Source organism: Streptomyces sp. NPDC002788, assembly GCF_053592115.1.
On record NZ_JBSFVB010000001.1, the window covers coordinates 448,946 to 462,558 of the forward strand.

Sequence of the window (13,613 nt, forward strand, 5' to 3'; positions counted from 1 at the left end):
GCCGGAACCCGACGGCGGAAGACGTGGACGACGGAGGCGGACGATGGACGAGGCACGGGCTCGGGACGTACTGGCGGAGGCGGGAGTACTGCCCGACGCGGCCCGTGAGGCACGACTGCTCGCACTGGGTGAGAACGCGGTGTTCGCCGTCGGTGACCTGGTCGTCAAGGTGGGCCGCGACGCCGAACTCCTCCACCGGGCGCGGCGCGAACTGGACATCGCGCTGTGGCTCGCCGAGGAGGGTGTGCCGGCGGTACGGGCGGCCGAGCCCGAGCCCCTGCTGGTCGACGGACACCCGGTGTCGGTGTGGCACCGGCTGCCCGGTGCCGTACGACCGGCCGAGCCACGGGATTTGGCCGAACTGCTACGGGTCGTGCACGCCCTGTCCACGCCCGCCTTCGATCTGCCGCCCCGCGATCTCCTGGGCGGTGTGGAGCGCTGGCTGCGGCTGGCGGGGGACGCGATCGATCCGGCGGACGCGGCGTATCTGCGGGAGCGGCGGGACGGGTTCGCGGCGGAGGCGGCGGCGCTGACGCCGCGTCTGCCGCCGGGGCCGATCCACGGGGACGCGCTGCCGCGCAATGTGCATGTGGGGCTGGAGGGGCCGGTTCTGGTCGACCTGGAGACGGTCTCCTCCGACCTGCGCGAGCACGACTTGGTGGTGATGGTGCTGTCGCATGACCGGTACGGGGTGCCGGCGGCGGCTTACGGGTCGTTCGTCGAGACGTATGGCTGGGATGTGCGGGAGTGGGAGGGGTGTTCGGTGTTGCGTGGGGCCCGGGAGACGGCCAGTTGTGCGTGGGTGGCGCAGCATGCGCCGAGTGATCCGAAGGCGTTGGCGGAGTTTCGGCGGCGGGTGGCTTCGCTGCGGGAGGGGGACGAGACGGTGCGGTGGTATCCGTTCTGAGCGCCCGGGGTTGGGGGACTGCGCGTAGTGCGGCGAGTGCGGGTTGGGTGTGGCTGGTCGCGCCCGCGCGGCGGAGCGGCACAGCGAGCACAGCCCCGCGCCCCTGAGGGGCGTCATCCGTCCGTCACTGTCTGTCCTGGATGCTGTGTGCGGCTCGGCGTAGCTCCGTGAGCACCGTGCGGACCGCTGTGCGGGCCGTGCGCTCGGGGCGGTACAGGGCGTCGATGTGGCGTCGCGCCCGCGCTCCGCTGAGCGGCCGGAGCACGAGCGCCGGATGCGGGCGCATGGTCCAGCGCGGCATCAGGGCGATACCGCCCCCGGCGGCCACGGCCTCGGCGACCACCGAGAACTCATTGATGCGGTGGGCGATGTGGAGTTCACGGCCCGCCGCGGCGGCGATGGCCTCGATGGTCGCCAGGACCGGGAATCCCTCGTGCACGGTGATCCACGGCTCGTCGGCCACGTCGCGCGGGGTGACGCGGCGCTTGGCGGCCAAAGGGTGGTCGGCGGGCATGGCCACGTCCAGAGGCTCGCGCAGCAGTGTGGTCGCGGCCACCGTGTCCGGCCACGGCGGGGCGTGGTCCAGGCGGTGGGCCAGGACGACGTCGTACTCCCGGGTGAGCCGGGGGAAGTCCTCCTGCGGTACGTCCTCGTCGGCCAGCCTCGGCACCGGCTTGCCCGGACCGGCCAGCGCGCGCAGCAGCGGCGGGAAGAACGCGGCGCCCGCGCTGTGGAACGCCGCCACCGACACCTCGCCGTCGGGCCGTCCGACGAACTCCTCGACCGTGTGCCGCGCGCGGGCCAGCGCCGTCTCCACCTCCACGGCCGCGCCCGCCAGGGCCTGCCCGGCGTCGGTGAGCACCAGCCGTCGCCCCTGACGCTCGGTGAGCGGCACCGGGATCGCGCGCTGAAGCAGCCGTAGCTGCTGCGAGATCGCCGACGGCGTCACCAGCAGGGCCTCGGCGACCGCCGTGACGCTGCCCAGTTCGCCGAGCTCCCGCAGGATCCGCAGCTGACGTTCGTCCATGGACTCACTATAGGGACGATGTAGGACTGCTAAATGATCGTTTTAGAAACTGGTACTGGGCTTCATGGATGGCTCCGGTGCACCGTAGGCGGGTGTCCGATGTCCGCCGTACCGATGCGGTACTCCTCCTCGTCGCGCTCGTCTGGGGTTCCAGTTATCTGTCCGCCCAGACGGCCACTGCCGCGCTCCCCGTGCTGCTGGTGCTGTTCGCCCGCTACGCCCTCTCCGCGCTCGCCTGCCTCGGCGTCGTCGCCGTCCGGCGGCGCGGGCCGCGCCGATGGACGCGTGACGAGCTGCGGGCCGGGGTCCCCCTGGGGCTGACCCAGGCCGCGGTGCTGATCGTGGAGACGTACGGCGTCGCCCACACCAGCGCCGCCAACGCCGGGCTCATCATCAGTCTGACCATCGTCCTCACCCCGCTTCTCGACCGTGGCGGCCGCCGTGGCGCGCTGCCTCCTTCCTTCTTCGCCGCGACCGGCGTGTGCGTCCTGGCCGTCGGGCTGCTGATGTCCGGCAACGGCTTCCACGCGCCGCGCCTCGGCGACCTGCTGATGCTCGGCGCCGCGCTGATCCGGGCCGTGCATGTCGCGCTGGTCGGCCGCTTCACCACCGGCCGGGCGATCCGCCCCCTGCATCTGACGACGGTGCAGACCCTCGTCGGCACGGCCCTGTTCCTGCCGGTCACCGCCCACGACCTGCCGACGCTCGTCCGCACGGACCCGGCGACCTGGGTCCAGCTGATCTATCTCGCCCTGTTCTGCAGTGTGTTCGCCTTCCTGGCGCAGACCTGGGCCGTGCAGCGCACCTCCGCCAGCCGGGCCAGCCTGCTGCTGGGCACCGAGCCGGTCTGGGCCGTCACGGTGGGCATCGCCCTCGGCGGCGAACACCTCACGCCCCTCACCGGCCTCGGGGCTGCCCTGATGGTGGCCGGTACGTACTGGGGGCAGGCGGTGGAACGGGCGCACCGAAGCGCACCCGGCCCCCTGCCTCCCCCGTCCCACTCCCTCGACAAGGGCTCCACATGCCCGACCGCGCCCGCCTCGACCCCAGCCGGCACGACACCTACGACCACCTGATCTCCCCGCTCGACTCCGCCTCCGTCGGCTACCGCTCGTCGACCACGAGCCGGAAGGCGCCACCGAAGGCTGTCTGCGCGCTGCGCGGCATCCGGCCTCCGAGGCGGCGAAGTGCGTCGTCCCGCGGGTGAGGGTGGACCGGGGCACCACACGCCATGTCCTCGCGGTCGTCCCCGGAGACCTGCGGGGACCTGGACGCCTCAGGGCGCTGTCCGCGGCCCGCTACGTCGGCTTCAGCGACCCCGCCGCAAGGCGCCGGAGTGTCCTGGCAGCGGAGCTACCTGGGCGCTTCGGCAACGCGGCGAGGCGCGGTGCCAGGCCGCGCGACCCGGGCGGGCACAGTGCAAGGCCCCCTTACGCGTCCATCAACTCCCGCAACGGCCATGCCCCGTCCACCAGGGCCGTCGCGTCGCCCTTGCCGCGAAGGAAGCTCTGGAAGTCCGCCGCCCACTGCGCGTACCACTCGATCTGGCGGCGGTGGAGGTCCGCCGGGCCGAGGGACGCGATCTTGGGGTGGCGGTCGGCTATCGCGCAGGCCAGGCGGGCCGCTGCCAGAGCGTCGGCCAAGGCGTCGTGGGCGGCGTCGAGCACGACGCCGTACTCCGCGCAGACCGCTTCGAGGTTGCGTTTGCCGCGGCGGTAGCGGTCGACCCAGCGGTCGATGGTGTACGGGTCGATGACCGGGGCCGGGTCCACGCCGCCCAGGCGGTCGCGCAGGGACGGCAGGCCGTGGCGCCGCAACTCCGCGGAGAGCAGGGTGAGGTCGAAGGTCGCGTTGTAGGCGACGACCGGCACGCCCGTCTTCCAGTAGGAGGTGAGGACGTCCGCGAGGGCGTCCGCCACCTGGTCGGCCGGTCTGCCCTCGGCCGCCGCCCGCTCGCTGCTGATGCCGTGCACCGCCACCGCGTCCGCGGGGATCGGCACCCCCGGGTCGGCCAGCCACTCCCGGCGCCCCCGCGGCTCCCCACCCCTGACCTCGATCACGGCCCCCGTGACGATGCGCGCCTCACGCGGATCCGTGCCCGTCGTCTCCAGGTCGAAGCCGATCAGCAGCTCCCGGTGCCAGCCCATGGGCGGCCCCCCTTCTCGTGGTGCGTTCCCCCAGTGATCTCCACCTTCCCACGCACCACTGACAATCAGAGGACCGCGCTCCGCTTGCGCCCGGCACGGGCGGCGGAATCACCCCACACCGGGGCACAGTTCACGACACCGGCCGCGAATCCGCCCACATCACCTCGAACTCCTCACGATAGGTAGGGAAGAGTCCACTTTCGTCAACCTCACCCGACTTGACCAGTTTTCCGCCATTGCGCAGCACGAACACCGGCGCCTCCATGCCGCGGGTCCGGCGCAGGTAGTTCTGCACCACCGCGATGCCGTCCGCCCCGTCGCCGTCGACGAGGTACGCCGTGAAGCGGGGCGTCTCGTCGAAGACCTGGATCTCGAAGGCGCCCGGGTCCCGCAGCCGGGCGCGCACCCGGCGCATGTGCAGGATGTTCATCTCGACGGCCCGGCTGAGCTCGCCGCGCTTGATGCCCAGTTCGCGCTCGCGCCGCTTGACCGCGCTGGAGGCCGGGTTCAGGAACAGCAACCGCACCCGGCAGCCGGACTCGGCCAGCCGGACCAGGCGGCGGCCGGAGAAGTTCTGCACGAGCAGGTTGAGGCCGATGCCGATGGCGTCGAGGCGGCGGGCGCCGCCGAAGATGTCCTCGGCCGGGAACTGGCGCATCAGCCGGACCCGGTCCGGGTGGACCGCGACCACGTCGGCGTACCGGTCGCCGACGAGGTCCTCGACCGCGTCGATGGGCAGCCGGCGCGCGGAGGGCACGTCACCGCCCGCGCCGAGCATCTCCAGCAGCCGGGCCGAGGCGCGCTCGGCCTGGTTCAGGACGGCCTCGGAAAGGGCCCGGTTGCGGGAGACGACGTTCCGGGTGACCTCCAGCTCGTCCAGGGCGAGCTCGACGTCCCGGCGGTCGTCGAAGTAGGGCTCGAAGCAGGGCCAGTGCTGCACCATCAGCTCGCGCAGCTGCGGCAGGGTGAGGAACGACAGGACGTTGTCGTCGGCCGGGTCGAGCAGATAGCCCTTGCGGCGGCTGACCTCGCGGACCGCGACCGCTCGCTGCGCCCACTCCTGGCCGGCCGGTCCGGCGGCGGCCACCACCCAATCCTCGCCGTGGACGGGTTCGTAGACGGGGCGCAGGACGGCGGCGACGACCGCGCGCAGCCGCTGTTCGACGAGGTTCAGCCAGATGTAGGCCCGGCCGGCTCGCTGAGCGCGGGTGCGCACCTCGCGCCAGGCGTCGGCGCCCCAGTCCAGTTCCGGGCCGATCGAGCCCACCGCGTCCATCGGCCGTGCCAGGGACACGGCACCGGTCGGGACCTCTGTGGAGTTCCCCTCGTGACCCTCGTCACCAGGGGGCAGCTCCAGCCCTCCCGAGCCCACCCGCGCACCGCCTTCCGCTCCCCCGAGCACTCCCGAGGGGCCTGGCGTCACATTTCCGTAGGCCCCACCCAACGATCAAGGAAGGGTACTCCGGGAGCGGTCGGCGGTGCAGCCGGATGGGCAGCATCGTTCTCAACGGCGCGGCTGCCAGTGTCCGTTCTGCCACCCGAGCTCGGCCGGAGTGAGCGGATTCATGGCGGTGACGTCGCGCGGGGCGATGGAGAATCCCTGCCAGTGGACGGGCATGGGCTGCTGGTCCTCGTCGCGGGCGATGTGGTGGAAGCCGATGTTCATCCAGACCACCGGGTGCTTCAGCGCCTGCCCGTTCACCCACTTGTCGACGGAATTGCCCGCTCCGCGACCGCAGTTGCCGGGGTTGTGGCTGGCGAACAGTTCGCACTTGTTGTACTGGGTGACGTACAGGTCGTGCTTGGTGTAGCCGCGGCCCGGGTACTTGGTGGTCGGCCCCGGGACGATCTCGTAGGAGCGCGCGTGTCCGTCCTTGTTCTTGCCGGCCGCGCTGACCACGCGCCACCAGCGGTAGTTCTTGCTGTCCCCGGCGAGTTCCTTGGTGACCTTGGTGCGGGTCGTCTTCGTGGTGGGGGCACGCTGGCCCCTGGCCGGCGCGGTGACGGTCGAGTCGTACTGCTCGACGCTGTTCTTCGTGGAGCCGTCGAGCGCGAAGTCGAGCCGCCAGAAGGCGTTGTGGCTGTGGCTCGTGGCCTTGGCGCTCGCGCCCTTGCCGATGGGCCAGCCGCGGCCGTCGCCGGCGTCGTAGTCGTCCCAGGAGAGGCTGCCGGTGGCACCGACGTTCATGGTGATCGCGCCGTCGTCCTGGAAGCGCCACTCGGTCATGTACTCGTACCAGCCGACCTGGTTCACGGTGTAGACGAGGAGGTCCTTGCCCTCGGCCTGGTAGACCTTGTTCGCGCTGTCGCCCTGCATGCGGTAGGCGTGGCCGCGGGAGCGGGTGGTGGTGCACAGGCCCTTGACGTTCGGGTCCTCGTTCCAGGAGTCGGGGACCTTGACCGTCTTGATGGTGCCGCCGGGGCATTCGCCGGGAGCCAGATTCATCAGTCCCTGGGCGAAGTCGAAGCCGGTCAGGTCGTCGTACTCGACGGTGCCGTCGTCGTAGGGGACGTGGATCTGGCCGAGCCGGGCGCTGTTGAGGACTTTGATCGGTTTGGGTTCGCCCTTGGGCTGGTACGAGATGTTCTCCAGGACGAGGCCGGCCTTGCCGTCGTAGCGCCAGCACATCCTCCAGGTCGTGCCGGTGGAGAGCTTCCGCTCGATGCGGTAGGCGGCGCTGCAGTCCGCCGCTGCGGCCGCCGCGGGGCCGGCCTTCGGCTGGGCGGTGGCCGGTCCCGCTCCGGCGATGGCGCCGGCGGCCAGCGCGGCCACGGTCAGGCCCACGGCCGCGCGGGTACGGGCCGTGCTGTCGCTGTTCACACGCATGACGAGATGACTCCCTGACAGGAGAGCGAGGTGGGCAGGTGAGCGAAGGGGACGGGTCAGCGGTCGAGCTCGGCGACCTTGCGGGCGCTCAGGTCGATCACCAGCGACCTGGCGTCGACCCACGGCCCGTTCTTGATCTTCGGGAAGAGCCGGACGCAGCGGTGCTCGCCGCAGCGGTCGAGCACGGCGGGCTGTGCGCCCGGCGCGGCCCGGTAGACGGCGCCGCTGAGCTGCAACTGGTCCGGGGAGGTGAGCTGCTTGCCGGTGGCGTCCCGGTAGTCGGCCCTGAGTCCCGCGCCCAGCGGGTCGGCGAGCAGGAGCCCGGCCGCCTCGGCCTTCTCGGCGCGGCTGAGGGGCGGCTGGACGCCGCGCTGGGTGCCGGTGTCGACCACCGTGCCGGTGCCGAGATCGACGGTCCGCGTGACGAGGGTGTCGTCCCGGTAGTCGTAGAACGTCACGTCCGCGCGCCGGGGCGCGTCCGGGTCGCCGACCTCGTCGGCCTCGGGTTCGGCGAGGTCGACGCCGAGGCGCTCCGGGCCGCGGTCGCCGTCGACGCTCTCGCTGCTCCGGAACAGCTGCCGGCTGAGGGCGATCTTCTCGACCCGCTCGATCTCGTCGCCGGTCAGCGGGTCACGGCCCTTGCCCTTCTCCCCTTCGGCCGGTGCCTGCTCGACGACCCCCGGCGCCACGGCTCGGCCCGCCCGGCCCTCGCCGGTCTGCTGTGCGACGGACTGCCCCGCCCCGGTCCCCGTGTCGTCCGCCCCCGCCGTGCCCGGGAGGGTGATCCCGATCATCACCGCGGTCCCGGCCACCGCGATGCCCGTACCGGCCACCATCTTGCCCAGGTGGCGGTGCACTGTGTTGCGCACGTCTTCCCCCTACTCCCCCAACAGCCCCGGGAGTATGTGTTTGCCTCATTAATTCGGCATACCGCGTATGCACTGGTCACTCGGTAAGAGGGAGATAAGTCATAGGAGGTTCCCTCACTTTCGGGGAGACTCGGGACCTAGGCGTCCCCACCGGCGCCGCACACCTGAAAGAGTCGTATCCATGCAGGTCTGGCCTGGAGAGGCGTATCCACTCGGTGCCACGTACGACGGCGCCGGTACCAACTTCGCGGTGTTCTCGGAGGCCGCGGACCGAGTAGAGCTGTGTCTGCTGCACGACGACGGCTCGGAGACGGCGATCGAGCTCCGGGAGAGTGACGCGTTCGTGCGGCACGCGTACGTGCCGGGCATCATGCCGGGGCAGCGGTACGGGTTCCGCGTGCACGGCCCGTACGCCCCGGAGCGCGGGCTGCGCTGCAACTCCGCGAAGCTGCTGCTCGACCCGTACGCCCGAGCGATCAGCGGTTCGATCCGCTGGGGCGAGGAGGTCTACGGTTACCACTTCGACGACCCCGACCGGCGCAATGATCTGGACTCGGCGCCGCACACGATGACGTCGGTCGTGGTCAACCCCTACTTCGACTGGGGCGACGACCGGCTCCCGCGCACCGAGTACCACCACACAGTGATCTACGAGGCCCACGTCAAGGGCCTCACGATGCGGCATCCGGGCCTGCCGGAGGAGCTGCGCGGCACCTACGCGGCCCTCGCGCACCCGGCGATCATCGAGCACCTCACCGAGCTCGGGGTCACCGCCCTGGAGCTGATGCCCGTCCACCAGTTCGTGAACGACCACCGCCTGGTCGACATGGGCCTGAACAACTACTGGGGCTACAACACGATCGGCTTCTTCGCCCCGCACAACGCCTACGCGTCCTGGGGCGACCGGGGCCAGCAGGTGCTGGAGTTCAAGTCGGCGGTGAAGGCGCTGCACGAGGCCGGGATCGAGGTGATCCTCGACGTGGTCTACAACCACACCGCGGAGGGCAACCACCTGGGCCCGACGCTGTCCTTCAAGGGCCTGGACAACCCGCGCTACTACCGGCTGACGGACGACCCCCGCTACTACATGGACACGACAGGGACGGGGAACTCCCTGCTCATGCGGTCCCCGCACGTACTCCAGCTGATCATGGACTCGCTGCGGTACTGGGTCACGGACATGCACGTGGACGGGTTCCGCTTCGACCTGGCCGCGACGCTGGCCCGGCAGTTCCACGAGGTGGACCGGCTGTCGTCGTTCTTCGACCTGGTCCAGCAGGACCCGGTGGTCTCCCAGGTGAAGCTGATCGCCGAGCCGTGGGACGTGGGCGAGGGCGGCTACCAGGTGGGCAATTTCCCACCGCTGTGGACCGAGTGGAACGGCAAGTACCGGGACACCGTGCGGGACCTGTGGCGGGGCGAGCAGCGCACGCTCGCGGAGTTCGCCTCGCGGCTGACCGGCTCGTCCGACCTGTACCAGGACGACGGGCGCCGCCCGCTGGCCTCCATCAACTTCGTGACCTGCCACGACGGCTTCACGCTGCACGATCTCGTGTCGTACAACGACAAGCGCAACGAGGCCAACGGCGAGGACAACCGGGACGGCGAGAGCCACAACCGGTCCTGGAACTGCGGCACCGAGGGCGAGACGGACGACCCTGACGTGCTGCGGCTGCGGGCCCGGCAGATGCGGAACTTCATCGCGACGCTGATGCTGTCCCAGGGCGTGCCCATGATCAGCCACGGCGACGAGTTCGCCCGCACCCAGCGCGGCAACAACAACGCCTACTGCCAGGACAACGAGCTGGCCTGGGTGCAGTGGCCGGAGGAGGGAGAGGACGCCGAGGAGGGCCTGAGCAGAGAGCTGCTGGCCTTCACACGCGCGATGGTGTGGCTGCGCCGGGACCACCCGGTCCTCCGCCGGCGGCGCTTCTTCCACGGACGGCCCGTGGAGGGCACGCACGACGACCTCTCGGACATCGCCTGGTTCACTCCGGACGGCCGGGAGATGACCCAGCGGGACTGGGACTCCGCGCAGGCGTCGGCGCTGACGGTGTTCCTCAACGGCAACGCGATCTCGGAGCCGGGCGCGCGCGGGGAGCGCATCACCGACGACTCGTTCCTGCTGATGTTCAACGCCTCGCCGAAACCGCTGGAATTCGCCGTCCCGGTCAACCACGGGCGGCAGTGGCAGGTCGTGGTCGACACGGCCCGCGCGGAGGGCGTGCCGCCGGACACCGGCCCGAAAGTGCAGGCCGGGGACCGGCTGACCCTGGCGGACCGGAGCCTGACCGTGCTCCAGCGGCCCGTGTAGCCGCCTGGCGCGCCACAGCGCCGCCCGCCGCCGCGTCGTCCGGAAAGAGCCACTCGTCCGGGCGACGCGCGGCGCACCCGGCGGGGACGAGGGCACGAACGGCGGCGGGGCGGGTACGTACGTTTCCATGACACCTGAGCGACCTGACCCGGTGGTGCCCACGGCCACGTACCGGCTGCAGCTGCAGCCCGAGTTCCCGTTCGGAGCAGCCGCGGCCGTCGTGCCGTACCTGGCCTCGCTAGGCGTCTCGCACCTGCACCTGTCCCCCGTCCTGGAGGCGGTGCCGGGCTCGGCGCACGGCTACGACGTCGTCGACCACGCGCGCGTGCGTGAGGAGCTGGGCGGCGAGGACGGGCTGCGGGCGCTGGCGCGCACGGCGGGCGAGCACGGACTCGGCCTGGTGGTGGACATCGTCCCCAACCACATGGCCATGTCCCCGCGCCACAACCGCGCCCTGTGGGAGGTGCTGCGCGAGGGCCCGAAGTCGCCGTACGCGCGCTGGTTCGACATCGACTGGGAGGCGCAGGACGGGCAGGTACTGCTGCCGGTGCTCGGCGGGCCGCTGGGCGAGGTGCTCGACGAGCTGCGCGTCGACGGCGACGTCCTGCGGTACCACGACCATGTGTTCCCACTGCGCGAGGGCACCGAGGACCTGCCCCTGCCGCATCTGCTGGACGCCCAGTGGTACCGCCCGGTGTGGTGGCGGCTGGCCCGGACCGAGCTCAACTACCGGCGGTTCTTCAGCATCTCGGAGCTCATCGGGGTACGGGTGGAGGACCCCGGGGTGTTCGAGGCGACCCACGACAAGATCCTCCAGCTGCTGCACGAGGGCGTGATCGACGGACTGCGCGTCGACCACCCCGACGGGCTCGCCGACCCCGACGGGTACCTGCGGCGGCTGCACGAGGCGACGGGGGGCCGCTGGACGGTCGTGGAGAAGATCCTGGCCGACGGGGAGCACCTGCCGGCCTCCTGGCCCGTCGCCGGCACCACCGGTTACGACGCCCTCAGGCACGTGGACGGGGTCTTCACGGACCCGGCCGGGTTCGGGGACCTGCTGGGGCGGTACCGGCGCTTCGCGGCCCCGCCGACGGACCGGGGCGGCCAGTGGGAGGCGACGGTGCGGCGGGCCGCGTACAAGGTCCTCACGCACGAGCTGGCCACCGAAATGGAGCGGCTGACGCGGGTGGCGAACCGGCTGTGCGCGACCTCGCCGGAGCCGGCGCTGCGCGACCGCGCGCCCTGGGCGCTGCGCACCGCGCTCCAGGAGCTGCTGGTGCGGATGGAGGTCTACCGGCCCTACGAGTCCGTCGACGCGGCGTCCGTGGTCACCGAGCAGGCGGCGGCCGAGGCCCGGCACGCCTTCGCCGTACCCGAGGAGGCCGACGCGGTGGACGTCGTACGGGACCTGGTCCTGGGGCGGTACGGCGACGGGCCCGCGCACGTGGAGTTCCGGACGCGGTTCGCGCAGACCGCCTCGGCGCTGCGGGCGAAGTCCGTGGAGGACACGGCGTTCTACCGGTACGTGCCGCTGCTGTCGGCGACCGAGGTGGGCGGCGACCCGGGCAGTCCGGCACTGCCGCCGGAGGAGTTCCACGCCTACTGTGCGCGCGTGCAGCGCGACTGGCCGGTGACCGGGACGGTGGCCTCGACGCACGACACCAAACGCAGTGCCGATGTGCGGGCGGCGCTGCACGTGCTCACCGAGTGCCCCGACCGCTGGGCGGACGTCCTCACGGAGGTGACCCGCACCGGCGAGGGCGTGCCGGACGCCCAGCTGGCATGGGCGGCCTGGCAGACGGTGTTCGGGCTCGGCCCGGCGTCCGGGGCGCGGGACCGGGTGCAGGGGGCGTTGCTGAAGCACGTGCGCGAGGCGGGCCTGCACACCAGCTGGACCGAGCAGGAGCCGTCGTACGAGGAGGCGGTGGCGCGGTTCGTGGCGGCCGGGCCGTGCGGCGCGCCGGGCGAGCGGGTCGCCGCGTTCCGGGAGTCGCTCGCGCCGCACATCCGCGCCAATGTGCTGGGCACGGCCCTGGTCCAGCTGACGATGCCGGGCGTGCCGGACGTCTACCAGGGCACGGAGGCCGAGTACCGGGCCCTGGTCGACCCGGACAACCGGCGGGCGGTGAGCTTCCCGCCCGGGGAGTCCGGCGGCATCTCCGGGGAGAAGGCGGCGGTGACGCGTGCGGCGCTCGGGCTGCGGGCCCGCCGCCCCGGCGTCTTCGGTGACACGGCGACGTACCTGCCGCTGCCGGCGGAGGGCCCGGCGGCCCGGCACTGCCTGGCGTTCGTGCGCTCCGGTGAGGTGCTCACGGCCGTGACCCGCCTGTCGCTGCGGCTCGCGGAGGCGGGCGGCTGGCGGGAGACGGAGCTGACGCTGCCGCCGGGCCGCTGGGCGGACGTGCTGGAGCCGGGGCGCGAGTTCACGGGCCGCGCGCGCGTGGCGGAGCTGTTCACGGGGCTGCCGGTGGCGTTGCTGGAACGGGTGGGTGACTGAGCTCAGGCGACCGCGGGGCCGTCCTGGGGGCAGTCCTCGTAAGCGGGCAGAGGGGCTCGCGGGCGCGGCCACGCTGTCCGCAGCAGGTCCACGAACCTCTCCGCCGCGCCGGTCGGCGGTACGCGCGAGAAGACCGTCAGTGTGCGCCTCCAGGCCGGGTCGGGAGTGAGGACGACGCAGCCCCCGCCGATCACGTCGCGGACGAGGTGGGCGGGGGCGGCGCAGACGCCGACACCGGCCGCGGCCATCCGTACCGCCGTCGAGGTGTGCTCGGTGAACACGGCGGTGCGCGGGGCGAAGCCCGCGCGGCCGCACGCCCGGTCGAGGAAACGCTCACCGTGGACGACGGGCTCCATGGCGCAGCGCACCCAGGGGCGGTCGGCCAGCTCCGGCAGCGTCACCGTCGTCCGGCCCGCGAAGCGATCGTCGAAGGGCACGACGAGGACGATCTCCTCCTGACCGACCGGTACGACGGTGCCCGGCGGGTCGGCGGGCGCCGGGCCGACGGCGAGGTCGGCGGCGCCGCGCTCGACCTGCTCCTCCAGTGCCTGCGAGGTGGCGTACTCGTGGAGGTGCAGCAGCACGCGCGGGTGGGCGGCGCGCCAGCGGGCGAAGACGTCCGGGAGGATGCCGACCGCGACGGAGTGGACGGCGGCGATGTGGAGTTCGCCGCCCTCGGCCCCGGCGGCGGCGCGGGCCGCGCGGCGCGCCTGGGCGGCGCTGCGCACGGCGAGCTCGGCGTGCGGCCGGAAGGCGCGTCCCATCGGCGTCAGGCGCACGCCCCGCGGCATGCGCTCCAGGAGGGCGCCGCCGACGGACCGTTCCAGAGCCTTGATCTGGTGGGAGAGTGCGGGCTGCGAGACGTGCAGGAGCTCCGCCGCGCGCGTGAAGGACGCCTCCTCGACGACCGTCAGGAAGTACTCCATCTGCCGCAGGCTCACGGCCCCTCCCCCATAAGCGTCGTGCATCGATTCCACAAGAACATTGCCTTGGACGCATGGCAAGGGCCGGGCGGAGGCTGAGGG

General features: G+C 72.3%; 10 protein-coding genes. 4 read left to right on the forward strand and 6 right to left on the reverse strand.

Going from position 1 to position 13,613, the window contains the following annotated elements:
- The first annotated feature begins 43 nt into the window (after nucleotides 1-43).
- Nucleotides 44-907: a phosphotransferase enzyme family protein gene (locus ACWD1U_RS02000; RefSeq protein WP_451103719.1), complete on the forward strand. Its 864-nt coding sequence runs from the start codon at nucleotides 44-46 to the stop codon at nucleotides 905-907.
- A gap of 124 nt (nucleotides 908-1,031) precedes the next feature.
- Here the strand turns inward: ACWD1U_RS02000 and ACWD1U_RS02005 are convergent, their stop codons facing one another.
- Entirely contained in the window at nucleotides 1,032-1,934 is a 903-nt protein-coding gene (locus ACWD1U_RS02005) for a LysR family transcriptional regulator (RefSeq protein WP_451103720.1), read from the reverse strand.
- A 92-nt stretch (nucleotides 1,935-2,026) separates the two neighbouring features.
- On the opposite strand from ACWD1U_RS02005, the gene ACWD1U_RS02010 reads away from it, so the two are divergent.
- Nucleotides 2,027-3,010: a DMT family transporter gene (locus tag ACWD1U_RS02010; RefSeq protein WP_451103721.1), complete on the forward strand. Its 984-nt coding sequence runs from the start codon at nucleotides 2,027-2,029 to the stop codon at nucleotides 3,008-3,010.
- A gap of 354 nt (nucleotides 3,011-3,364) precedes the next feature.
- Here ACWD1U_RS02010 and ACWD1U_RS02015 read toward each other — a convergent pair whose 3' ends face one another.
- The 4 genes from ACWD1U_RS02015 to ACWD1U_RS02030 all read right to left on the reverse strand — a co-directional run bounded on the left by ACWD1U_RS02015 (nucleotide 3,365) and on the right by ACWD1U_RS02030 (nucleotide 7,777).
- A complete protein-coding gene (locus ACWD1U_RS02015; RefSeq protein ID WP_451103722.1) occupies nucleotides 3,365-4,081 on the reverse strand; it encodes an exonuclease domain-containing protein in 717 nt (238 codons plus the stop codon).
- Between the two features lie 130 nt (nucleotides 4,082-4,211).
- Nucleotides 4,212-5,453, reverse strand: a complete 1,242-nt coding sequence (locus tag ACWD1U_RS02020; protein ID WP_451103723.1) for an SAV2148 family HEPN domain-containing protein — start codon at nucleotides 5,451-5,453, stop codon at nucleotides 4,212-4,214.
- 132 nt (nucleotides 5,454-5,585) lie between these two features.
- Entirely contained in the window at nucleotides 5,586-6,908 is a 1,323-nt protein-coding gene (locus ACWD1U_RS02025) for a copper amine oxidase (RefSeq protein ID WP_451103724.1), read from the reverse strand.
- 56 nt (nucleotides 6,909-6,964) lie between these two features.
- Nucleotides 6,965-7,777, reverse strand: a complete 813-nt coding sequence (locus tag ACWD1U_RS02030) for a Tat pathway signal sequence domain protein (protein ID WP_451103725.1) — start codon at nucleotides 7,775-7,777, stop codon at nucleotides 6,965-6,967.
- A 181-nt stretch (nucleotides 7,778-7,958) separates the two neighbouring features.
- Here ACWD1U_RS02030 and glgX point away from each other — a divergent pair, with 181 nt between their 5' ends.
- Nucleotides 7,959-10,091: a glycogen debranching protein GlgX gene (glgX, locus tag ACWD1U_RS02035; protein ID WP_451103726.1), complete on the forward strand. Its 2,133-nt coding sequence runs from the start codon at nucleotides 7,959-7,961 to the stop codon at nucleotides 10,089-10,091.
- A gap of 127 nt (nucleotides 10,092-10,218) precedes the next feature.
- Nucleotides 10,219-12,588 carry a malto-oligosyltrehalose synthase gene (treY, locus tag ACWD1U_RS02040; RefSeq protein ID WP_451103727.1) on the forward strand — a complete coding sequence of 790 codons (2,370 nt, stop codon included), beginning with the start codon at nucleotides 10,219-10,221 and terminating at the stop codon, nucleotides 12,586-12,588.
- 2 nt (nucleotides 12,589-12,590) lie between these two features.
- Here treY and ACWD1U_RS02045 read toward each other — a convergent pair whose 3' ends face one another.
- Nucleotides 12,591-13,529: a LysR family transcriptional regulator gene (locus ACWD1U_RS02045; protein WP_451103728.1), complete on the reverse strand. Its 939-nt coding sequence runs from the start codon at nucleotides 13,527-13,529 to the stop codon at nucleotides 12,591-12,593.
- Between the last annotated feature and the right edge of the window lie 84 nt (nucleotides 13,530-13,613).

What these genes read in the sequence shown, in the direction of transcription:
- ACWD1U_RS02000 (WP_451103719.1), top strand. Translation starts at nt 44, where the DNA reads ATGGACGAGGCACGGGCTCGGGACGTACTGGCGGAGGCGGGAGTACTG.
- ACWD1U_RS02005 (WP_451103720.1), bottom strand. Translation starts at nt 1,934, where the DNA reads ATGGACGAACGTCAGCTGCGGATCCTGCGGGAGCTCGGCGAACTGGGC.
- ACWD1U_RS02015 (WP_451103722.1), bottom strand. Translation starts at nt 4,081, where the DNA reads ATGGGCTGGCACCGGGAGCTGCTGATCGGCTTCGACCTGGAGACGACG.
- ACWD1U_RS02025 (WP_451103724.1), bottom strand. Translation starts at nt 6,908, where the DNA reads ATGCGTGTGAACAGCGACAGCACGGCCCGTACCCGCGCGGCCGTGGGC.
- glgX (WP_451103726.1), top strand. Translation starts at nt 7,959, where the DNA reads ATGCAGGTCTGGCCTGGAGAGGCGTATCCACTCGGTGCCACGTACGAC.
- treY (WP_451103727.1), top strand. Translation starts at nt 10,219, where the DNA reads ATGACACCTGAGCGACCTGACCCGGTGGTGCCCACGGCCACGTACCGG.